The 23230-nt window shown below is 52.3% G+C and carries 18 protein-coding genes; 8 read left to right on the top strand and 10 right to left on the bottom strand.

Annotated elements, in window-relative coordinates; genetic code table 11:
• Positions 1 to 8: 8 nt before the first annotated feature.
• Both AB7M29_RS03280 and AB7M29_RS03275 read right to left on the bottom strand, forming a co-directional pair.
• Entirely contained in the window at positions 9 to 584 is a 576-nt protein-coding gene (locus AB7M29_RS03280) for a hypothetical protein (RefSeq protein WP_454246322.1), read from the bottom strand.
• The gene (locus AB7M29_RS03275) at positions 577 to 1416 is read right to left on the bottom strand and encodes a bis-aminopropyl spermidine synthase family protein (RefSeq protein WP_454246321.1); all 840 of its coding nucleotides are present in this window, start codon (positions 1414 to 1416) and stop codon (positions 577 to 579) included. Before AB7M29_RS03275 ends, AB7M29_RS03280 begins: the two co-directional genes overlap by 8 nt.
• Before the next feature lie 405 nt (positions 1417 to 1821).
• Between AB7M29_RS03275 and AB7M29_RS03270 the strand changes: the two genes are divergently transcribed.
• The 3 genes from AB7M29_RS03270 (at position 1822) to AB7M29_RS03260 (ending at position 5709) form a co-directional block, all read left to right on the top strand.
• Complete coding sequence (locus AB7M29_RS03270; RefSeq protein WP_454246320.1) at positions 1822 to 2916, top strand: hypothetical protein; 1095 nt, start codon at positions 1822 to 1824, stop codon at positions 2914 to 2916.
• A gap of 713 nt (positions 2917 to 3629) precedes the next feature.
• On the top strand, positions 3630 to 5261 hold the full coding sequence (locus AB7M29_RS03265) for an SIR2 family protein (protein ID WP_454246319.1): 1632 nt from the start codon (positions 3630 to 3632) through the stop codon (positions 5259 to 5261).
• Positions 5254 to 5709 (top strand): nucleoside 2-deoxyribosyltransferase, encoded by a 456-nt coding sequence (locus AB7M29_RS03260; protein ID WP_454246318.1) that lies wholly within the window; start codon positions 5254 to 5256, stop codon positions 5707 to 5709. The genes AB7M29_RS03265 and AB7M29_RS03260 overlap by 8 nt, the downstream gene beginning before the upstream one ends.
• Positions 5710 to 6140: 431 nt before the next feature.
• Here the strand turns inward: AB7M29_RS03260 and AB7M29_RS03255 are convergent, their stop codons facing one another.
• The 8 genes from AB7M29_RS03255 to dnaA all read right to left on the bottom strand — a co-directional run bounded on the left by AB7M29_RS03255 (position 6141) and on the right by dnaA (position 18619).
• Positions 6141 to 7976 carry a TniQ family protein gene (locus tag AB7M29_RS03255; RefSeq protein WP_454246317.1) on the bottom strand — a complete coding sequence of 612 codons (1836 nt, stop codon included), beginning with the start codon at positions 7974 to 7976 and terminating at the stop codon, positions 6141 to 6143.
• Positions 7977 to 8057: 81 nt separating this feature from the next.
• On the bottom strand, positions 8058 to 8999 hold the full coding sequence (locus AB7M29_RS03250) for a TniB family NTP-binding protein (RefSeq protein WP_454246316.1): 942 nt from the start codon (positions 8997 to 8999) through the stop codon (positions 8058 to 8060).
• A complete protein-coding gene (locus AB7M29_RS03245) occupies positions 8996 to 10957 on the bottom strand; it encodes an integrase (RefSeq protein WP_454246315.1) in 1962 nt (653 codons plus the stop codon). The genes AB7M29_RS03250 and AB7M29_RS03245 overlap by 4 nt, the downstream gene beginning before the upstream one ends.
• Complete coding sequence (locus AB7M29_RS03240) at positions 10938 to 11576, bottom strand: TnsA endonuclease N-terminal domain-containing protein (protein ID WP_454246314.1); 639 nt, start codon at positions 11574 to 11576, stop codon at positions 10938 to 10940. Before AB7M29_RS03240 ends, AB7M29_RS03245 begins: the two co-directional genes overlap by 20 nt.
• Positions 11577 to 12408: 832 nt before the next feature.
• Positions 12409 to 14826, bottom strand: coding sequence for a DNA topoisomerase (ATP-hydrolyzing) subunit B (gene gyrB / locus AB7M29_RS03235; protein ID WP_217856990.1), 2418 nt, complete (start codon positions 14824 to 14826; stop codon positions 12409 to 12411).
• Between the two features lie 5 nt (positions 14827 to 14831).
• A complete protein-coding gene (gene recF, locus AB7M29_RS03230) occupies positions 14832 to 15935 on the bottom strand; it encodes a DNA replication/repair protein RecF (RefSeq protein ID WP_008007898.1) in 1104 nt (367 codons plus the stop codon).
• Between the two features lie 20 nt (positions 15936 to 15955).
• On the bottom strand, positions 15956 to 17059 hold the full coding sequence (dnaN, locus tag AB7M29_RS03225; RefSeq protein ID WP_007903001.1) for a DNA polymerase III subunit beta: 1104 nt from the start codon (positions 17057 to 17059) through the stop codon (positions 15956 to 15958).
• Between the two features lie 39 nt (positions 17060 to 17098).
• Positions 17099 to 18619: a chromosomal replication initiator protein DnaA gene (gene dnaA, locus AB7M29_RS03220; protein ID WP_217856989.1), complete on the bottom strand. Its 1521-nt coding sequence runs from the start codon at positions 18617 to 18619 to the stop codon at positions 17099 to 17101.
• A 567-nt stretch (positions 18620 to 19186) separates the two neighbouring features.
• Here dnaA and rpmH point away from each other — a divergent pair.
• From rpmH to mnmE, 5 genes are all read left to right on the top strand, one after another.
• A complete protein-coding gene (gene rpmH, locus AB7M29_RS03215; RefSeq protein WP_003213577.1) occupies positions 19187 to 19321 on the top strand; it encodes a 50S ribosomal protein L34 in 135 nt (44 codons plus the stop codon).
• Between the two features lie 16 nt (positions 19322 to 19337).
• Entirely contained in the window at positions 19338 to 19739 is a 402-nt protein-coding gene (rnpA, locus tag AB7M29_RS03210; RefSeq protein ID WP_038983561.1) for a ribonuclease P protein component, read from the top strand.
• On the top strand, positions 19732 to 19977 hold the full coding sequence (gene yidD, locus AB7M29_RS03205; protein WP_052966011.1) for a membrane protein insertion efficiency factor YidD: 246 nt from the start codon (positions 19732 to 19734) through the stop codon (positions 19975 to 19977). The genes rnpA and yidD overlap by 8 nt, the downstream gene beginning before the upstream one ends.
• Before the next feature lie 2 nt (positions 19978 to 19979).
• Positions 19980 to 21668 (top strand): membrane protein insertase YidC, encoded by a 1689-nt coding sequence (gene yidC / locus AB7M29_RS03200; RefSeq protein WP_052966012.1) that lies wholly within the window; start codon positions 19980 to 19982, stop codon positions 21666 to 21668.
• 79 nt (positions 21669 to 21747) lie between these two features.
• A complete protein-coding gene (gene mnmE, locus AB7M29_RS03195) occupies positions 21748 to 23118 on the top strand; it encodes a tRNA uridine-5-carboxymethylaminomethyl(34) synthesis GTPase MnmE (protein WP_454246313.1) in 1371 nt (456 codons plus the stop codon).
• Positions 23119 to 23230 lie beyond the last annotated feature (112 nt).

Below are 23230 nucleotides of genomic sequence, written 5' to 3'. Positions count from 1 at the left end.
CCCCCGTTTCAGTTCTTTAGGAACACTGCGAAAGGTGGCTTCACTCTAGCTATCAGGCCTATCCGCTTAACGATCCGCTCTTCAGGCGGTGGCGGGACATGAGGTTCGTGATAGATAAGACAGCCCTTGTCGTTTTGACCTTTCAAGTATTCCGAGGCGACTTTCCCTCGAGATTGTCCTAAGCCCACCTCGAAATCGTTCAGATTGACTTCGAACTCATCAAGCCGTAGCTCATCAAGGACAAGCGCAAAACGGGATCCACGAACTTCAATGCCTTTCGGCACGGCCTCCCAGTCAACGCCATCCTCAGAATAGTGGGTTGCGGCAACTGGAGGTGCGGCGTGCTTGGAGTTCATCTCGTTCATGATGATGAGCAGGTGTTTCCCCTCTTCCTGCATCGACTTTCCGAATGGCTGTACCATCGTCCGGGGATGACATGAACTGCCCCCATAGCCCCAAAAGATTGAACCGGCTTCTTCAAACTCCCGCCGCTTTCTTCGCACAATGTCTTCGAGGCTCTCTGATGCGTGCAGTCCGACCTTCATAAAGATCAGGCCTTGACCATTCTCAATAGGATTAAGCATCCGGAACCTCCTTGTAGTGTTCAAGTGAATAGCGCTGGTCGGCCTCTCGATTGACATTGAGGGTGGGCGTCTCGCGTACATATTTATAGATGAGCGGGTTGTTCTTACCGTAGAAATTGCTGAGTCGGTTGGCTGACAACTTATCCGAACTCTTCTCCATCAGACCGGGGACCACCCGCCGAAACAGGCAAGAGCAAGAGCGCAAATCGGGAGCATCATCCAAGTGGTAGAGATGAAGCTGAGGAAGCATCTCGGATACGACATATCCCAACTCGATGGCTCTTTTTTGTGTATCTCGCAGTACCTCCTGAGTCCAGGGAAGGTCAGGGTCATCGGCAATTACTACAATGCCCAACCCTTTTGCGTTTGTAGCTTGACTGCCTCGCTCCAGAAACGCTGTGACACTTTGGCCGGCGTTACTTGCTCCCCATGGGGGATTGATGTGAAAACCGTCATAGGCCCCGAAGTGCTCTGACGGAAGGGGGTCAGCGACGTTGTACAGGTGGGCAGTGATTTCGACCTTGGGTGCTAGTTTTTCGCCGAATCGCAGCACTGAATTGACGATGCGCTCGTCGAAATCGAGTAGCGTGATTGAGGAGGGGCCGTAATCGATTACACCTTGGGCCTTTAGGTGCGCCGCTGAAAGAGCGATTCCGTCCCCATCTCCCACGAAGACGACTTTCTTTCCATTGAAGACTCGGGCGACGTATTCAGCTTGGATAACCATATCGGCCACTTTCATGTAGATCTGGTCGAACTCGCGCAGGGGGGCGGGTCGGTTCATCACCACGTCTGAGATACTGTTGATCGCGTTCCTTAAATCGAATTTCACTCTCCACCTCCCTGTCCTGTGGGCTGATCCCTAGCGGCAAAGAGCGATATTGGTGGCTAAGGGCTTCTATGAGCATAGTCCTGGATCAAACTTGAGTGGAAGATGTGTTGGTCCGTATTTCGGGTTTTCCATTAGCTTTTGCGGCTGGCGGAGAACGCTGCGTGGCTGCACCGCACAACATGTGGGACTCGAACGACATCAATTTCCACGGCGCTCTCTGCCTCCCGCTGCTTCGAATATTGTTGACTCTCACACAGTAACCGTGATTCTGTGTCGAGCGTGGAGGCTAATTGCCACTACTTAGAAGATGATTAAAATTTCCAACTCGGATTGTCGATTAGCCATCCCACATGCCTTCCAATTAGAAATCGACCAAAATATTCAGCTGAGCGAATTCACAAGACAATGAACATCGACGAAATTATTAAGCATTCTAATGAATTAAACCCAAAGAGCCGTAAGAGATTTGTCGAAAATTTTGTAACACTACTTGATCAAATTGAAAGCTCTGTAATGCTGCGTGGGCCTTACAGGCTAGTCTTAGATTCAAATATTATTATGCGATTGGAGGATTATCGACAAGGAAAAATTAACGAGGGAGTTCTTTCGATACTATTAGCATTCATACTAATAAAAAAACTTCCCCACCACGTCGACTTGGTAATCCGGCCGAGCGTTTTCTACGAGTATCTAAGACTTAGAAATGTTAAAAGCACGCGAGAGCACTGGGAAAAATTTAAAGAACTTAAGTCCATCATAGAGGATGAACTCGGTTCGGTTTTATTCTTTGACGGCATCGAGACTTATTCAGGAGCCGAGTATTATCTAAACCTGATCCAAAGCGATTCCGATAAAATAACGAAAACGCTGCATTCGTATGAGCAAAGAGACTGGCGGTTTAATTTCATTCAACCCCCAGGATGCGGTTTCGGCGGTATACCAGCAAAAAATGGCGAATTCATTATCGTTCCACCCGTTTTTGCCGCAGAGGGATTGTACGAGAAAATCAAACTAGAATACTTTGACGAGCGTACAGCTAGTCGTTTCTTTATGGAACATATCGAGAAAAAAATCGCTGAGTGCAAACACAACGATCCGCAAATTATTACCCACTACAGTTCCGATACAAAATACCTTCTCACCAAAGTATTGAAGCTTACCGCTAAAGGCAACCTGGAAGGCTTGGCAGATTTAGACATATTGTCCATATGCAATGTGCAGACGCAATTCATTAATCAAAGCCACGGACGCTACGTACCAGCTTCCATTGGTCTTTCTATAGATAGAAATCTCGCTAACGCTCTTAGCTTTTATAGCTCAATTAGGCTGACTTCACCGAAAATGGGGGGCAGCGAGCAAAATGTTGACGACAACATGGCTGAAATGGAAGCCTTCTTCCACGATCAAAGTCGGATTAGAGAGGGCGAAGAGCGCTTTAAGCAGGCAATTCAATCTAGCAGAGAATTTTTCAGGGAGCTTTCTTCAAAAATGTCTGCTTAATAATTTTGCGACCCATGCTTAGGAGTAGGTAGTTAACCTATTTTTTTCATACACCTACAAAAACCAGTTTACAGCCAATCATGGTGGTGCGCTCCGGGCATTGAATAAGGTGTCTCAGGCGCACCCCGTTCCACCAGGTACCGGCAAAAAACAGCCACTGGAAATTCGCCCTACAAAAACTGTACGCATGAACAGGCTGATTGCATAGCCACTAATGCGAAGATACCATCACTCTTTGTGGTAAAACCTCGCCCATGAATTGTGGAGTAGCCCATGTCTGCTGCCCCTGACCGAGAATTGATCTAGCTGTCCTGCCGGCTGAGAACTGCCCCAGGGTTCAGCTGCTCCCACCCAGCGTTCTACCTAGAGGACAGGGTCATAAAAGTTTGGAATCAGCAACCCGCCCTAGATCAAATTGCAATCGGCAGGGTGGGCCAGTTTTCAATCAGCGCCAACAGGTAGTCAAGCCGGGTCGACCTCTTCAACACAATCGACCAATTGCAGCCTGTCATTAAGGGCCGCAACCCTGAGATGTCGGTCGCGACTAGTCAGAGTGATCCATCGCGTCTCTCTGCACTCTGCTGTCCGAACATCACTCAATCAGGGTCGCTGCGGGCGCTTCGGCTGCCATTGCGCTTCGACTATGGATGGAGGGGAATTTAACCGGTATTCTTCCTAACAAACGATCCCACCGCTAACGAATTGGAATGCTAATGAATGTAGAAATGGCACAATTCCGATCAAAACCTGTCCAATCCGCTTGGAAATATATTTGCCAGCTTAGAGTGCAGCTCCAAAAAAATAAAGCTAGCTTAGTATTGGGGGCCGGTATAAGCAGGGACCTAAATTTGCCTCTTTGGGAACTCCTAATCGAGCGAATCAAAACGGCGATGGCGGATAAAGCACCTGAGGTCTCGGCAGTAGGTGATGCTCCCGGAAAGGCTGCACTCGTGTTGTTCGAGATGTTTTATTCCTATAGGAAAGCTGAGATAGAAAAAGTCGGCGGCTATTCAAGTAGCGCCCTGTTGGAAAGGAAGATTCTTTCCGATTGGCGTGAAATGATTCATGAGGCACTGTATCAAGAAACCAGTGATAGAGAACGAATAAATACAATCGGCAAACATCCATACTTCCGGGAAATGATAGAGTTCATCAAGCAATCTGAATTGACCGTGAATTACAATTTTGATGACTATATTGAATATGGTTTGTCGCGTGATGAACTGAATCCGACGAAGCATGAGCGCCCCTATCAAACGGTGTGGTCCCATCATTCACAATTTACCAAAGACAAGTGTGTGATTTATCATCCAAATGGCTTTTTGCCGTTGGACAAAAAGAAATTCCAAAGCGAGAACTTAATATTCTCCGATGGTGCTTTTGCAGATCAGCTATTAGATGGGATCGGAGGCAGTTTATCTACCCTGCTTCACGTTTTAACAAAGAAAACCAGCATACTGATTGGGCATTCCTTAACTGACTCCACTCTTTTGCATCTGCTCCGTAAGGCAGCCTCTATTAGCCCTGGTAACTATAATTACTTTGTTAGGTTTACTGATGGTGCAATCGACCCGCAAAACCAAGCCGCGATATTTGAAGCGAATTTTAATAACTACAACCTGATAACGCTATTTTTTAATAGTGCAGATATTAAGGAGTTTTTGCTAGCCATAACCCTTCCCGAAGTTGATTTTCTGCATATCTCAGACATTTTGGGGCTCCAAACAAAGTATAATTATTACCTTGTAGGAGCTGTAGGCATTGGGAAGTCAACCGTCATAAGTCAGTTCGGTAATTTGATAACGCTTGACGAGTGGTTTGATGAGAGGCCTGCCGAAATGGCACTTTCGCCAGAGCATCTTTCCACTACCAAAACCATCACAATTGACTCGTGGGCCAACGAGCAGTTCGGCAAGAAAAATAATTATTTAGAGGGCAAGAAAGTTGGCGTATTCCTTATAGATAGATCGCCGCTCGACCCGCTTTCCTTTGTGGTGGATGTATCTGAGAGTGACAGGGCTCGATCAATGCTCGAACAGGGGATTAGGCCTGGCCAGTCAAAAAAGAAAATTGAATGTGGCGAGGTCATCCATATGTTGGGGGACCCTAACGAAATATGGTCCCGCTTAATTACCAAAAGGAAAGAAGGTGATTGGCCACCAGATAAAATAAATAAGCTTCAGGAAACGAGCATGAGGCTTTACAGCCCGCTTCAACCTAAGATTATTTATTCTACCGATAGGAAGGAAGTCGATGTTGTCCGCGATGTCGCTCGAGTCATCTTCTCTTGCACATACGCTCCAGCAGATCTTGATGAGCAAATGAGTAACATTGCAAATGGCTAAAAAAAGGACCATCTATCTGGCAGCTCCTTTATTTAATGAGATGGAACTGTCATACAATCGTGCCCTGAGGGATTTATTGAAGCCCTTCTTCAATATTTTTTTGCCGCAGGAGGATGGGCTGTTATTGCGCGAAATTGCTGCGAATGGGACACCCAAAAACATTGCAGAAAGAATGGTTTTTGACGCTGACATCCAGGCTATGAGGGAGTCCGATCTGATTTTGGCTGTTCTTCACGGCGCACATATAGACGAAGGTGTAGCTTTTGAACTTGGTTACTGCTTTGCGATGGGTAAGCGCTGCATCGGATTAAAGGGGGATGTACGTCAAGCATTGCCGACGGGGAATAATCCAATGATTAACCAAAGTTGCGAAAGAATATTCGAGGACCAGCAGGCGCTATTGACTTGGCTTACCTTAACCTTCAAAGAACGGGTCATGTCCAAGTAATTGTAATACGGTTGGCGCTGATGCGAATTTGACCCAAGATGCCGGAAATCGTTGACGTACCTGGATACTTGGTAATTGATGGCCTTATACATGTTTTCACTGATCGCCTAAGGGTCAACTGATGTCGGCAGCCTGGGTCAAATTCGCATCAGTACCAATAAAGCAACAGATGGACACACTTGATGCATCGGCTGAGGCTGCCCGAAAGCTCACTGAAGTTTCTATTCAATTTAACGTTTGGGCAGCGTACATGGCCGTAATTACCGGTGTGTGTTTAGCCTGCGCTCTTTACTTTGAGGACTAACCTAGCCATCTACACCTAGGGTAATCGTAGGGACGGCTGAACCAGTAACCCAATTTTTTACTGTGTTACCCAAGGTGGTTAACACAGTGAAAAAGTGGTTAACAATGGGGAGTGCGATGATGCACTGTCAGTGATGTGCTGCCTTCCAAGCCAAGTAATCCACCAATTTCTTGCTTCGGGGCCAGACGTATTGCCGACATGGAGCCTTCACGATCGATGGCCCCGCAACAGGGCGGAATCCGTTCATCCAGAGATGATGCGTCGTATGCTTGGGTGACATTCCCAAAAAAACCGCCAACTCAGGGCCCAATATGTACTTACGCCTAAACTTTTCAATAGCGGCAGGTTTAACCATGAGCACTGTGCTCCGCCCCTTACGAACCGATGTGCTCCACAGGATCCCTAGTCGAACCATTGCATAACCGACTTCCTCTTTGACACCTAAAAGTGCTGCCGCTTTACCGACCGTGATCCCTGGAAAATCTGAAGACTTTTGAAGCATGCGCTGCATCCAATCGGTTAGGTCTTGTGGTCTCAAAAGCCAATACCCGATCGCTGTCTTGCTTTCATCCGCATCCCTAAAAGCTCTGAGTTCCCCAGATTTGATCGCCTTAATCATCTCAACGAGACCTCCACCCGTTGGAAGATGGTGCTTAGCCAGATAATTGACCGTTACTAGCGTATTGCCCGGAGGAGCCTGCGTACGCGCGATTTCCAAGCCCCCGAGCGAGTCAACATCTATTAGCCATTGTTCGCCGGCCTTGGGCCTGCCGCCATAGAATTTCAGAATCCCTCCTGAGGTCAGTTGCCGCACGCGCTCAAGATTGATGTGCAACAGCTTGGCCGCTTGCCTCAGGTTCACTGCTTTCTCCATAAGAAGCGCGAGTTCACGGACTTGGTCGACATCAACCACTTTGGATTTACGGCCGCTTGAATGCACGATCTCCCTGGAGTCAACTTCGCCGTGGTCATGCAGTCTCTGTACACAGGATTTAAGCAGGCCCGTTAAACGAGCCGCCTCATCAATAAAGACCCAACGATGGCCCGTAATCGTCTTTTCGCTCAGATAACGGTTTCTCTTCGCTAATGGCGCCTCCCAAGCCTGCTGAACAAAAGACTCGAACTCTGCACGAACGAACGCATAGCAGGACGCTTGGAGATCATGATGGATGTCCCTGTAAATCGGTCCAAAGGCGGAGGCTAGTTTCCAACCCGTCCCCGTGGGTCTGGTCGATCTGAGATCGCTCAGCAAGTCCCTGAACGCCCGCGGCCAGTTCATGAGTATTTCTCCGGCCGCTTGTGCCAATTCACTCGATACTTCAAGCGATCCTGAATTGGCCAGCTTCAATGACTTTGAGTTTTCTGATTTAACGATCCTGGCAGCGAGCCGCACCGATAAGGCATGGAGCTCCTCGTAGGTCAGGGCATCCAAATCGCTGCATCCTAATTTGTATTCCTGCCTAAACCTTATCTCCATAGCAGCCGTCATCCACGCGCAAGCTCCCTCAGCATCGGTAGTTGGTGTATCTCTTAAGGAGAGGAAATAGCCACAGGATTTACAGCAGTTTGCCAGCATAGCGTCGCGGTTTATTTTTACAGAACACCCCGGGCATCTGTCCTGCAGGGGCACTCCATGAATTGAGCAGCTCGTTACTAACGTCAGATCCCATGACTCTCTCCAGTAAGCGCGTTCAGCCAAACAACATGAGCAAAAACGCTTGCACTGCAGTGACCAGGCCTTAAGCGCCTGGGTCGTCGGTCGTCTAAGCTCGCTGGATACTGCCGGCCAGCTCACCGGCAGCGTCATACTGCCAAACCAGTCAGTTACATCTTCATCACTTGCTTCCTGAAAAGCCTTGATCAGTTCGTTTCCCGCTAAGCCATTGGCCCCTGCCAATCGTTGTAAATACCCTAACAAGCTCTCATCGCGCTGAGGGTGTGGGTTGATTAAAAGACCAAACATTCCTGTATATCCGTGAGAACAGTGAGTTACCGAAGGGTTTCTGTAGAGGAGGGAGGCCGGGGTATCTCCCCGACCTTCTCTTTAGGCCGCGATTAGGTCGAATTTTTCGAACGGCTCATGAAATCCAATCAGAGGCTTGAAGTTAAAGCTGATACTGAATGGATTTCGCTGGTCTGTTGCTTTGCTCCACACCTCATCCAAAAACGCTTCGGCTAGGACATACAGATTTATTCCTTCGAGCTCTCGATGCTGGACGAGCCAAACAGCTCGATCCAGAATTTTGATCAGGTAGTCAATCAAGCCAAATGAAGCCATGTGAAAGCGCCTTAACAACTGAGGCTCTGTAAAGCTGATGGTCTTAACCGGCAATAGGCTAGCAATCACCTCGAGAAGCATTGCAAACTGCGCCGAAGTGCATTCGGCATAGCTGAACCGGTTGTAGTCAACCGTCGCAGAAAACCTTCGTCGCAGTTGCTCATTTGCCCATAGCAGGCCCTCGGTTCGCTTCAATCCGACTAGTACGAAGGTGATGCTGGTTTCGTTCATCAGGCTCTTGATCCAATCTGCGGCTTCATACGCATCGTTGCGTCGGTAATCCACCAAATGTTGGGCTTCGTCGAGCACCACGACTTCAACCCCCAGATTAGTCATGAGTAGAATGATGCGAGCGAACTTGACCTCCGCAGAATGACCGCGAGCATCCGCGTACGGATCCTTTAGTGCTGTCAGCATCGCTGTTGCCAAGTTTTTCTTGGTGGGTGATGAGGGAATCTCAACCACCAAGACCGTCCGCTTCCCGGACCCCGGAGGTTCCGCTGCTTTCAATTCCCTGACGTACTCCTTGATTAAGGTGCTTTTTCCCACCCCGCTCGGACCTTGGATGACTAAGCCCTTGCTCGCCCCGGTACGCCGGGTATCAGCGTGAACTTCACCCAAGCGCGTCAAGGCTCGCTCGGCCTGGGGGCTGTGAATGAAATGGTGACGCAGAGAGAAGGGACGAATACTTTGTGCGAAAGCGTTCATGGTCGATCACCTGCTGATGGCGGACGGTAGGAAACCTTGAAAGTGGAGGGTGCAGTTGGCGGTGTGAATGACCTATCAACCCACTCCATCTCAGCAACGACTACCGGAGGGGGATTCGCCTCGGCCTTACGACCCTCCCTATCCAACTTGGCCCGTGCTGCTTCCCGACGCACTCGCAGCTTTTGAGAGCGACGAGCTTCGTCAATGTCTTCTCGCAGCTCTTGGTAGCAACGATGAAGTTCGTCAAAGCTTGGTTGCTCTCCTCCAGCATCTCTAAGCGCTTTCTGGGCCGCCTTCCACATTTCTCGGCTCTTACCAATCAACCGCTTATCCTTCACCGGAACCTGGAGAAATACGTTCCTAAACCGGTCATGAACCCAAACATGCCCAGCTTCGTCTCGATAACGAACATTTACCTTCTCATCAGACGTTAAGAGCATTCTCAACTGGGCGAGCTCAGCCGAGTGGTAACCGATGCTGTCAACTTCAATTCCATAGTGATGAACCTTTACGGAGGTTCGTCGAGCAAGAATGCATTCAAGGGCATCGAGATCCACGGGCAGTCTGACCAAAGTCTGAGCCTCATCAATTGCCCAGGCTTGGGCGGGGGTCATCTTCTTGAGGCCTCGGTGTGGCGTTTGGTGGTAGCCATCCACGATCCATTTAACGACTACGGCTTCCAGCTGCGACAAGGTGAAGCAGGCATGTTTTTCTGACTTGTAATCTCCTTTCTCCTGGATATTGGAGAATGTTGTACCCGGGAGGTTGTGGATAAGTCCCAGATTCTGAGTGCTAAAAAAGCGCTCGACCGCGCCCTTCATTTCAGGTGCCCGGGAGGCGGGATACATAATCTCGATGCCTAGATCGTTGAACCCCAAAATCAAATCATCAGCATGAAATTCAGCAGCATTGTCCGGAACGATCCGCGCCGGCATACCATGGGCTCGCCACTCATTCTTTACTTTCGGAAAGCGTTGCAACAGTTCTGCTTTGGGACGGATCGAACGCTCAATGACTCGTAGAACAGATTCAGTGTTTGGCGCAGACAGGTGGAGGAGGTACCCCATGATCATTCGAGAGTACCTATCTAACACTATCGTTAGGTAAGGTCGCCCGATAACCAAACCGGTCTCTTCATCCACGAGCAGGACATCCAATAGGGTGTGATCGATCTCCCACCTCTCGAGGATCTGATTTACCTGGAGTACACCCGCAGCTACACGGTGCTTTTTATTAGCGGCATGCTTACCGAGGCGAGCAACATCCACCAAGAAGGGATCTAGCCTGGCAATGTATCTGCGGACGGTCATGCCGCTGGGGAAGACGAACTGTTCAGAGGGCAACCGTTCCCGATTAAGGGCCTCAAGTCTGAGATGGTATTCACCTATGACCTTTGAAACTTTTGGCCGGGTGTCTTTTAGATAAAGTTCATCCATGACACTCTCCAGTATGCCTTCAAGCTCATCTTTAATGGCAGCTGCCCGGCCTTTTTTATTATGTTTAGGTACCAACCTTATTATGTTGTTTCCAATGTACCTCGATGCCCAACGCCTGACAGTTGATATTGAAGGCGCACATGCATCACCTATTATTTTTGCTATTTTTTTCAATTCTTCCAACATGATTTCTTCACTCGGTAATCTTGACTGGTCCTTCCCCATTACACCCTCAAGATACCGGCGCCGACGTAAGGCTTCTTGGCTGTGATTGGCTGGAAAGCACGTAAGATCAGGGGCTACGTTCCGTACGAATGGCACCTCTCCGAGAAATGGTTGATCCGCGCAAATTTCAATTTCACGCTTTTCATACCCAACGTAGAACTCGGCCTCGGTCAACTTTGTTGATTCACCTAACTCATCAAAAAAGAGTAGTCGTCGATCAACTAATCTCCGTTGGAGAACCATCAAAACACCTTTTACGGATACGGCTAATTTTGCTTTAAGCGAAAAAATTTGCATGACGGTGCCCTCCTGTTAAGAAGACTTCTGAGTTGTTGCTAATAGTCTGATCAAGACTGACACCAACAATGCCTAAGCCCAATAAACGCCATGCCTCCATATCACCAAAAACCGCAATAAATTCACTAAAAATCTTCGGCTCGCGGGCATCAAGAAGTTCTCGAACCTCGTCGACTTGGGAATTCGAAAGCATGGGCCCGCGACGGTGGTACATAAGCTTTTGAAGGTTCCTAGCCAACGGTTCGCTATGAATCAGATCATTCGTGACGACAGTAAAATTGCGATTACTGGCGGCAAAATGAACCTTTGCAGCTTCCAGCCGTTGATCGACACTGGCGATCAAAAGCCGCTTTTGCGGCTTCACTTCGAACCACCACTCCCTACCATCCGTGAGAAATACATGGATGTCAGGAAAATATTTTATGGATGCCGAGTCGAGCGATACGCTCTCTCGGCTGGGCTGTATGGTGTAGCTGTGAACCTGAGGTGACAGCTCCAGAAGCCGGAAAAACCCACCTTCCAGCTGGGATTCCCAAGGGGTAGGTTTGCCATTTTTCAGGGAAGGAAAGTAGCCTCTGAAATGGCAAGAACGCCTGGTTACAACCTTTCGCACTGACATCGAACACCTCCATCAATCCAAAGACGAGCGCCGTCGCTGCACCTAAAATGCAAGTGCAGAGCGGGGCTCGAGAGGGCTTTCGACAGGCAACACTGTGCCGTCGAGAGGCCTCGCTAAAGTCAAAATTGTGGGAGAGGATTGACAAGCGCCAAAAAAAGGCAGAAATTGCGCGGGATCGTACGCAAGAAGTACCTGGTTGTGGCGCTGTCAGAGCCCCTGGTTTTGCAGTATCTACATTTCTCGATACCTCCTTAGGGAGTCGTCGACGAAAGCAGCCATGCTTCTGGACCTCTATTTCGAGATAGATGTCCAAAGCAGAAGTTGTTACCGGTGGCCGTTAGGAACTTGCTTCAACAAGTTTACGTAACCGGCTGATTTTCTTGGCACGCTATTACTGCGTAATAGCGTGCCAAATTCTACTCCAGCCATTCGTCTTTCTCCACGAAATTTTTCACCCTGCGTCTTGACATTTCCTCGATGTTGTTATCTCTACGCGTACAGCATCTGTTTCGAGACTTCTAGTATTATTCGCGCGTGTGCGCTCTCCTTTTCTCCATCTCCTCTGCAGAACTTTCGTCCCCGCCACGGCTTCGGCCAGCCCTACAAAACTCCGATAATTACTTCTCACGTAAGCGGTCCTTAGGTGTGGGTGCCTTCTTCAGCAGTCCCAAGATGCATTGCTCCCCAGCAACCTTGATTTGCAGAAGGGCAGGGATCGATTTTCCAAAGAGCACAAAAAAGGCCAATTCAGAGAATTGGCCTTTTTTGTGCGTGAACGCGTGGATTCAGCTATTTGTGAAAATGAGCAACTATTTTGTGAACCTACACCGGATCAGAAGTCCAGGTTGGAAACCGCCAAGGCGTTGCTTTCGATGAAGTCACGACGAGGTTCGACCGCATCACCCATCAGGGTGTTGAAGATCTGGTCTGCGCCAATGGCGTCTTCGATGGTCACTTTGAGCATCCGGCGCTGGCTTGGGTCCATGGTGGTTTCCCACAGCTGATCCGGGTTCATTTCGCCCAGCCCCTTGTATCGCTGGATGGTGTGACGCTTGGTGCTTTCAGCCATCAGCCATTCAAGTGCTTCCTTGAATTCGGTGACCGGCTTCTTGCGCTCGCCGCGCTGGATGTACGCGCCGTCGTCCAGCAAGGTGCTCAATTGAGCGCCCAACGACACAACAGTCTTGTAATCGTTACTGCCGAAGAAATCACGGTTAAAGGTGATGTAGTTCGACAGGCCGTGAGAGATCAGCTCGACCTCTGGCAGCCAGACGTTACGTTCACGGTCTTCACGCAGGCTGGCTTTGTAAACCAGGCCGGATTTCTCGACGGTACGCAAGCGAACTTCGAACTGAGCCATCCAATCCTGCATCGCTGCGTGATCGGACAGTTGCTCCATGCTCACCGCTGGCAGGTAGATGAAGTGCTCGGTCAGTTCCTGCGGGTACAGGCGCGACAGGCGCTTGAGGGTCTTCATCACCAGACGGAAATCATTCACCAGACGCTCGAGGGCTTCGCCGGAAATACCCGGGGCTTCCTCGTTCAGGTGCAAGCTCGCATCCTCCAAGGCCGACTGCGTCATGTACTCTTCCATGGCGTCGTCGTCTTTGATGTATTGCTCTTGCTTGCCTTTCTTGACCTTGTACAGCGGCGGCTGAGCGATGTAGATGTAACCGCGCTCAATCAACTCCGGCAACTGACGGAAGAAAAAGGTCAGCAACAGGGTACGGATGTGCGAACCGTCGACGTCAGCATCGGTCATGATGATGATGTTGTGATAACGCAGCTTGTCGATGTTGTACTCGTCGCGGCCAATGCCGCAGCCCAGCGCGGTGATCAAAGTGCCCACTTCTTGCGAAGAGATCATCTTGTCGAAACGTGCTTTCTCGACGTTCAGGATCTTGCCCTTGAGCGGCAGGATGGCCTGGGTGCGACGGTTGCGTCCCTGCTTGGCGGAGCCGCCAGCAGAGTCACCTTCCACGAGGTACAGTTCGGAGAGGGCAGGGTCTTTTTCCTGGCAGTCAGCCAGTTTGCCCGGCAGGCCGGCGATGTCCAGCGCGCCTTTACGGCGGGTCATCTCACGAGCCTTACGTGCCGCTTCACGCGCACGCGCCGCGTCAATCATCTTGCCGACGACCAGTTTGGCTTCGTTCGGGTTCTCTAGCAGGAAGTCAGAGAAGTACTTGCCCATTTCCTGTTCAACCGCGGTCTTCACTTCGGAAGACACCAGCTTGTCTTTGGTCTGGGAGCTGAACTTCGGATCCGGAACCTTCACCGAAATGATCGCTGTCAGGCCTTCGCGGGCATCGTCACCGGTGGTGGCAACTTTGTGCTTCTTCGCCAGACCTTCAGCTTCGATGTAGGTGTTCAGGTTACGCGTCAATGCGGAACGGAAACCCACCAGGTGAGTACCGCCATCGCGCTGAGGAATGTTGTTGGTGAAGCACAACAGGTTCTCGTTGAAGCTGTCGTTCCATTGCAGGGCGATTTCAACGCCGATGCCGTCTTCACGCTGGATGTTGAAGTGGAACACCTGGTTGACCGCAGTCTTGTTGGTGTTCAGGTATTCAACGAACGCACGCAGACCACCTTCGTACTTGAACAACTCTTCCTTGCCGCTGCGCTCGTCCTTGAGGACGATGCCGACACCGGAATTGAGGAAGGATAGTTCACGAATCCGCTTGGCCAGGATGTCCCAGCTGAAGTGGATGTTCTTGAAGGTCTCAGCCGATGGCTTGAAATGAATCTGCGTGCCGGTGGTTTCGCTCTCGCCAACGATCTTCATCGGCTCTTGCGGAACACCGTGGACGTAAGTTTGTTCCCAGATCTTGCCGCTGCGGCGAACGGTCAGGACCAGTTCTTTGGACAGCGCGTTCACAACCGAAACGCCTACACCGTGCAGACCGCCGGATACTTTGTAGGAGTTGTCGTCGAACTTACCGCCGGCGTGCAGCACGGTCATGATGACCTCGGCCGCCGAGACGCCTTCTTCTTTGTGCACGTCTACCGGGATGCCACGACCGTTGTCGCGAACGGTGATGGATTCGTCCGGGTGGATGATAATGCTGATGTCGTCGCAATGGCCGGCCAAAGCTTCGTCGATCGAGTTATCGACCACCTCGAACACCATGTGGTGCAGACCACTGCCATCGTCAGTGTCACCAATGTACATACCGGGACGTTTGCGTACGGCATCCAGGCCTTTCAGCACTTTAATGCTCGTTGAGTCGTACGTATTTTCTTCGCTCAATGCCTTCACTCCCGATGGTCGTGGGTCTGGGTGATACGGCCCTGTTCCACGTGGAACAGAGCGACTGGCGTTTCCGTCTGCCAGCCTTCCCTCAATAATTCGTGATCTACACAGGTGATAAAGACCTGGCAGCGTAAGTCTTCCAGCAAGCGGCAAAGCGCGCGACGGTGGTGCTCGTCCAGTTCGGACGGCAGGTCATCCACCAGATAAATACACTGGCCGCGACGCGCTTGGCTAACCAAGTGCCCTTGGGCGATCCGCAATGCACAGACCACCAACTTCTGCTGGCCACGAGACAAGATGTCCGCGGCATTGTGTGCGCCCAATCTAAGACGCAAATCAGCGCGTTGTGGTCCGGCTTGGGTATGACCCATTTGCTGATCCCGCTGAAGGGACCCGGCGAGCACTGCACTCAACTCACGGTCTTTGTCCCAACCTCGGTAATAGCTGAGCGTTAAGCCCTCAAGCTCAACCAGTTCGCTCAAGGTCTGTTCAAAGACTGGTTTCAAGGCTTTGATGTAAGCGCGGCGGTATTCATCTATTTCAGCGCTGGCCTGGCACAGTTCCCTGTCCCAAACCGCTTGCGAAACGGCGTCAAGTGTACCATGTCGCAGCCAAGAGTTTCTCTGGCGCAAGGCCTTCTGCAAGCGCTGCCACGTAGACATGAATCGGGGTTCCACGTGGAACACACCCCAGTCGAGAAACTGTCGGCGAATCTTCGGCGCACCTTCCAGCAGGCGGAAGCTGTCCGGGTTGATCAACTGCAACGGCAGGATCTCTGCAAGTTGCGCAGCACTTCGGGCGTTCTGCCCGTCGATGCGGATCTGGAACTCACCCTGCCGGTCGCGAGATATCCCCAACGCGCTGTGTCCACCCTCGGCCAGTTCGACCTGGCCAAACACCGTACATGCCAACTGCTCGTACTGAATGACGGGTAACAGACGGCTGCTACGAAACGAACGGGCAAGCCCCAGCAGATGAATGGCTTCCAGAACACTGGTTTTGCCGCTGCCGTTGGCGCCGTAAAGAATGTTTATTCGGGGGGAGGGGGAGAAGGTCACCGGGTGCAGATTGCGCACCGCGGTGACCGAGACGCGACTTAAGGACATCTAGGTTCTGCTGAACATGATTACAGACGCATCGGCATGACAACGTAGGCCGAGTCGTCGTTGTCGGACTCTTGCACCAGCGCACTGCTGTTGGAGTCGGACAGGATCAAGCGAACCTGCTCGGTGGTCATCACGCCCAGTACGTCGAGCAGATAGCTCACGTTGAAGCCGATTTCCAGAGAGCCGCCGTTGTACTCAACGCCCACTTCTTCTTCCGCTTCTTCCTGCTCCGGATTATTCGCCTGAATCTTCAGCTGACCATTGGCCAGTTGCAGACGGATGCCACGGTATTTCTCGTTGGACAGAATCGCGGTACGGCTGAACGCTTCACGCAACGCCTGGCGATCGCCGAGTACTAGCTTGTCGCCGCCTTTAGGCAGAACACGCTCGTAGTCAGGGAATTTGCCGTCGACCAGTTTTGAGGTGAAAGTGAACTCGCCGGTGGTGGCGCGAATGTGGTGCTGGCCCAGCACGATGCTGACGTTGCCGTCCGGTTCAGTCAGCAGACGCGCCAGTTCCAGAATACCTTTGCGCGGTACGATCACCTGATGACGATCCGGCTGACCGATATCGGCCTGCATCGAACACATGGCCAGACGGTGACCGTCAGTCGCCACGGCGCGGATGATCCCGGCCGAGACTTCCAGCAGCATGCCATTGAGGTAGTAGCGTACGTCCTGCTGCGCCATAGCGAAACTGGTGCGCTCGATCAAACGACGCAGTTTGCTTTGCTCAAGGCTGCAGGTCAGCGAGCCAGGGCCTTCTTCCACTGTCGGGAAGTCATTAGCCGGCAGGGTCGACAGGGTGAAGCGGCTACGGCCGGCCTTCACCACGAGTTTCTGCTCATCGACCTTGATGTCGATCAGCGCATCGTTCGGCAAGCTCTTGCAGATGTCCATCAGCTTGCGCGCAGGCACAGTGATGGAGCCCGGGTCCGCAGGTTCTTCGAGTTGCACACGACCGACCAGCTCGACTTCCAGGTCGGTACCGGTCAGCGACAATTGCTGGCCTTCGACAACCAGCAGCACGTTGGAGAGCACCGGCAAGGTCTGTCGGCGCTCGACGACGCCTGCGACCAGTTGCAGGGGTTTCAACAGGGCTTCGCGTTGAATGGTGAAATGCATGGTCTAGTCCCTTGCCTTAATAAGCTGCGCTGGTGTTCATCAAGTAGTCAGTGTACGCAGCAGGTTCTTATAGTCCTCGCGGATGTCCGCGTCGGATTCCTTAAGCTCGTTGATCTTGCGGCAGGCGTGCAAAACAGTCGTGTGGTCGCGGCCGCCAAACACATCGCCGATTTCCGGCAGGCTGTGGTTGGTCAGTTCTTTGGACAACGCCATGGCGACCTGACGCGGACGTGCTACCGAGCGTGAACGACGCTTGGACAGCAAGTCGGAGATCTTGATCTTGTAATACTCGGCGACGGTGCGCTGAATGTTATCCACAGACACCAGTTTGTCTTGCAGCGCCAACAAGTCTTTCAGGGATTCGCGAATCAGCTCGATGGTGATATCGCGGCCCATGAAGTGCGAGTGGGCGATCACGCGTTTGAGCGCTCCTTCCAGCTCACGGACGTTGGAGCGAATACGCTGGGCAATGAAGAACGCTGCGTCGTGTGGCAGATCGACTTTGGCCTGGTCGGCCTTTTTCATCAGGATCGCCACGCGGGTTTCCAGCTCCGGCGGCTCGACGGCAACCGTCAGGCCCCAGCCGAAACGTGACTTCAGGCGTTCTTCAAGGCCTTCGATTTCTTTCGGATAGCGGTCACTGGTAAGAATGACCTGCTGGCCACCTTCAAGCAGGGCGTTGAAGGTGTGGAAAAACTCTTCCTGAGAGCGTTCCTTGCGGGCGAAGAACTGAATGTCATCGATCAGCAACGCATCCACCGAGCGGTAGAAACGCTTGAACTCGTTGATCGCATTCAGCTGCAAGGCCTTGACCATGTCCGCAACGAAACGCTCGGAATGCAGGTACACAACCTTGGCATTCGGATTCTTCTTTAATAGGTGGTTACCCACAGCGTGCATCAAGTGGGTTTTACCCAAGCCGACACCGCCATAAAGGAAGAGCGGGTTGTAGCCATGCTTGGGGTTGTCCGCCACCTGCCAGGCCGCAGCCCGGGCCAGTTGGTTGGACTTGCCTTCTACGAAGTTTTCGAAGGTAAAGGTGCGGTTCAGGTAGCTGGTGTGCTTGAGCGCGCCTTCGACCTGCACCGTACGCTGTTCGGCGCGAACCGGGGCCTGTTGCGAACTGGCGCCGGCCATTGGATCGAAGCTGTCGCGGGACGGCTCTTCACTGATCTCAGCTATTTTTTGGGTCGCACGTTTGGTCGAGGCAGCTACCGGGGCTGGCGCCGGAACGCTGACAGGCGCTTGAGCAGCCTGAGCCTGGGACGCCGCAGCGGCCAACGGGGCATTGGGTGCCGCACGCGGCGCCGAACTGCGTTTGCTGCCTATTAATAAGGAAAGCGCAGGCGCCAGCCCATTGCCATGCTCATCCAGCAGTTCAAGGACGCGGCCCAGGTACTTTTCGTTGACCCAGTCGAGAACAAAACGATTCGGTGCGTAGACACGCAACTCGTCGCCTTCGGCTTCGACCTGTAGTGGACGGATCCAAGTGTTGAATTGTTGGGCAGGCAGCTCATCGCGCAAAAGCTCTACGCACTGCTGCCAAAGTTCCACTGACACGGATATCCCCTAAGTTGAAAGCCGGTGAGGCAAAAACAAGCGGTCATTGTAGCGACCAGACGTCCACTTATCCACATGCAGGTTGCGCACAGGGCATGATTTATCAATGCGTTAACCCTTGAAAAGAAGACCAACGGTATGTGCATAAGCTCTGTGGATAACCGCCCATGAGGGCACTGGACAAGTGGGGGCGAAACTCGGTGGATAACCTGCCTGTGGATAACTAGCCTTTCCACACACAGCTTATCCGACAGCGCAGCACAGGCTGACCACCGTTTTCCACCGTAGTTGTCATTCTCTGTACATCACGGTTTAGAAGGGCTAAAGGTAGTTATCCACAGATGAACGTGGCCCTAGCTTTTATAAGCTTTACAGAAAAGCTTTAAATAATTCCCTTCTTTATTTTTATATCTGGCTAACGACCTTCGGCGAGCAAATCGTCTGGAGATCTATTTATAAGGAAACGCTGGTTGGAAATTGACCTAGAGGCTTGCTTTCTCTAGAATCCCCGGTCTCTTAAAACGGGGGCCATTCCGGCCCGTTGTGGACGAACCAGGTAACACGACAATGAAACGTACTTTCCAACCAAGCACTATCAAACGCGCTCGTACCCACGGTTTCCGTGCTCGCATGGCTACCAAAAACGGTCGTGCCGTCCTGTCGCGTCGTCGCGCCAAAGGTCGTGCGCGTCTGGCAGTTTGATAATCCGGCACTGGAGGTGAGTCAGGACTTCAGTCGGGAAAAGCGTCTGCTTACTCCCCGGCATTTCAAGGCAGTCTTTGACTCCCCTACCGGCAAGGTTCCGGGGAAAAATCTCCTGCTCCTTGCGCGCAACAACGATCTTGATCACCCCCGTCTCGGGCTGGTTATCGGGAAAAAGAGCGTAAAGCTCTCCGTCGAGCGCAATCGCCTCAAACGTCTGATGCGCGAATCGTTTCGCCTGAACCAGGATTTACTGGTCGGTTGGGACATTGTTATCGTCGCGCGCAAAGGTTTGGGTGACGTAGAAAGCCCCGAATTGATTCAGCATTTCGACAAACTCTGGAAACGTCTGGCACGCAGCAAGCCGGTACCAGCAGTCAAAACCGAAACTGTAGGGGTAGACAGTCCCGATGCGTAAACTGGCACTCGTTCCGATCCAGTTTTATCGCTATGCCATCAGTCCCCTGATGGCCAGTCACTGTCGTTTCTACCCCAGTTGTTCCTGCTACGCGTATGAAGCCATAGAAAATCATGGCCTTCTGCGCGGTGGCTGGCTGACCTTTCGTCGTTTAGGTCGCTGTCATCCGTGGAATCCCGGTGGTTATGACCCGGTTCCATCTATCCCTACCTCCCGTTCTTCTTCGATGGCCGAGTAATCATGGATATCAAACGCACGATCCTGATCGTCGCCCTGGCAATCGTGTCCTACGTTATGGTCCTTAAATGGAACCAGGACTATGGCCAGGCTGCCCTGCCGACTCAGAATGTTGCTTCCAGTACTACCGCACCGGGCCTACCGGATACGGCGACTGGCAATAATGCTTCTGTCAGTGACGACATTCCACGCGCCGCAAGCGATACCAGTGCAACTGCACCTGCTGAAACACCAGTAGCTGCAAGCAAAGACCTCATCCAGATCAAAACGGATGTACTCAACCTGGCCATCGATCCACAAGGTGGCGATGTTGCCCAGTTGACGTTGCCGCTATATCCGCGTCGCCAGGACCATCCGGAAATTCCATTCCAGTTGTTCGATAACGGCAACGAGCGGACTTATCTGGCTCAGAGCGGCCTGATCGGCACCAACGGTCCGGACGCAAGTCCTGCCGGTCGTCCGGTTTACTCCTCCGAGAAGAAGATTTATCAACTGGCCGACGGTCAAGACCAATTGGTCGCGGACCTGAAGTTCAGCAAGGACGGCGTCAACTACATCAAGCGTTTCACACTGAAACGTGGCCTGTATGACGTAACCGTTTCCTACCTGATCGACAACCAGAGCGCTCAGCCCTGGTCCGGTGCAATGTTCGCGCAACTGAAGCGTGATGCCAGCTCCGATCCTTCTTCCAGCACCGCCACCGGTACCGCGACTTACCTCGGCGCCGCCCTGTGGACAAGTAACGAGCCGTACAAGAAAGTGTCGATGAGCGACATGGACAAGGCTCAGCTGAAAGAAACCGTCACCGGTGGTTGGGTTGCCTGGTTGCAACACTACTTCGTGACTGCGTGGATTCCGGTCAAGGGCGAAAACAACACCGTCCAGACCCGTAAAGACAGCAAAGGCAACTACATCATCGGCTACACCGCCCCGGCAATGACTGTTGCGCCAGGTGCGAAAGCTGAAACAAGCGCCGTTCTGTACGCAGGCCCGAAAAGCCAGGCTGTGCTGAAAGAGTTGTCCCCAGGACTGGAATTGACCGTCGACTACGGCATTCTGTGGTTCATCGCCCAGCCAATCTTCTGGTTGCTGCAACATATCCACGCGCTGGTCGGTAACTGGGGCTGGTCGATCATCTTCCTGACCATGCTGATCAAGGGGATTTTCTTCCCGCTGTCGGCTGCCAGCTACAAATCCATGGCGCGCATGCGTGCAGTGGCACCGAAACTGGCCGCGCTGAAAGAGCAACATGGCGACGACCGGCAGAAAATGTCGCAAGCCATGATGGAGCTGTACAAGAAAGAGAAGATCAATCCACTGGGTGGCTGCTTGCCAATCCTGGTGCAGATGCCGGTTTTCCTTTCGCTGTATTGGGTTCTGCTGGAAAGCGTGGAAATGCGCCAGGCGCCGTTCATGCTGTGGATTACTGACCTGTCGATCAAGGATCCGTTCTTCATTCTGCCGATCATCATGGGCGTAACCATGTTCATCCAGCAGCAGTTGAACCCGACTCCTCCGGATCCGATGCAGGCGAAGGTCATGAAAATGATGCCAATCATCTTCACCTTCTTCTTCTTGTGGTTCCCTGCAGGTCTGGTTCTGTACTGGGTTGTGAACAACGTGTTGTCCATCGCCCAACAGTGGTACATCACGCGTAAGATCGAAGCGGCTACCAAAAAAGCCGAGGCGTAACTTACTCTGTGGATAACCACTCAAAACGCCCCCTAGTGGGGCGTTTTGCTATCTGTCACTTTTGTCTGGATACCGGTTTATGAGCGTTCCTCGTGAAACCATCGCTGCCGTCGCCACCGCTCAAGGTCGCGGCGGTGTGGGCATTGTCCGTATTTCCGGGCCGCTGGCGAGTCTGGCGGCCAAAGCCATCAGCGGTCGCGAACTGAAACCGCGGTTTGCCCATTACGGCCCGTTCCTCAGTGCAAACGAAGAGGTGCTGGACGAGGGCATCGCCCTATATTTCCCGGGACCGAACTCGTTCACCGGCGAAGATGTGCTTGAGCTGCAGGGCCACGGCGGGCCGATCGTTCTGGATATGCTGCTCAAGCGTTGCCTTGAACTGGGCTGTCGTCTGGCCCGGCCGGGTGAATTCAGCGAGCGCGCCTTCCTCAACGACAAACTCGATCTTGCTCAGGCCGAAGCCATTGCCGACTTGATCGAGGCAAGTTCTGCACAGGCGGCACGAAATGCCCTGCGTTCGTTGCAGGGTGCGTTTTCCCAGCGTGTGCATAACCTCACCGAGCAACTGATAGGCCTGCGCATTTACGTCGAGGCAGCCATCGACTTTCCCGAAGAAGAAATCGACTTCCTCGCCGACGGCCACGTCCTGAGCATGCTCGACAAAGTGCGCGACGAATTATCCACAGTGATGCGTGAAGCCGGGCAAGGAGCCTTGCTACGCGACGGCATGACCGTGGTCATCGCCGGCCGGCCGAATGCCGGCAAGTCCAGCCTTCTGAATGCCTTGGCTGGACGTGAAGCTGCGATCGTGACCGAGATTGCCGGCACTACCCGAGACATTCTTCGCGAACATATCCACATCGATGGCATGCCGTTACACGTGGTCGATACTGCCGGCTTGCGGGATACCGATGATCAGGTGGAAAAAATTGGCGTCGAACGGGCATTGAAAGCCATCGGCGAGGCTGATCGGGTACTGCTGGTGGTTGATGCCACGGCTCCCGAGGCCCTTGATCCATTTGCCTTGTGGCCTGAATTCCTCGAAATCCGCCCTGATCCGGCAAAAGTTACGCTGATCCGTAACAAAGCTGACCTGACGGGCGAAGCGATTGCCCTGGAGGTCAGTGACGATGGCCATGTCACAATCAGCCTCAGTGCCAAATCCGCCGACATGGGACTGGAACTGTTGCGCGAACATCTCAAGGCCTGCATGGGTTACGAGCAGACCTCCGAAAGCAGCTTCAGTGCTCGCAGGCGTCACCTGGAAGCATTGCGTCATGCGAGTGCGTCCCTTGAGCATGGCCGTGCGCAGCTGACGTTAGCGGGTGCTGGTGAACTATTGGCCGAAGATTTGCGGCAGGCGCAGCAGTCTTTGGGCGAAATCACCGGCGCATTCAGCTCCGATGATCTACTGGGAAGGATCTTTTCCAGCTTCTGTATCGGTAAATAGTCCCTTCTGCAGTTCACAGACAGGCCATTCAGGCCTGTCTGTTCTCTCCTTTTCTGATTTTTTTCCCCAGTGCCGAGCAGATTCTTCGCTTGAGCGGATTTCCCTTGCCCGG

Source organism: Pseudomonas sp. F-14 TE3623 (genome assembly GCF_053629015.1).
The sequence above is the reverse complement of the archived record's forward strand: the minus strand, read 5'-3'. Positions and strand labels throughout refer to the sequence as shown.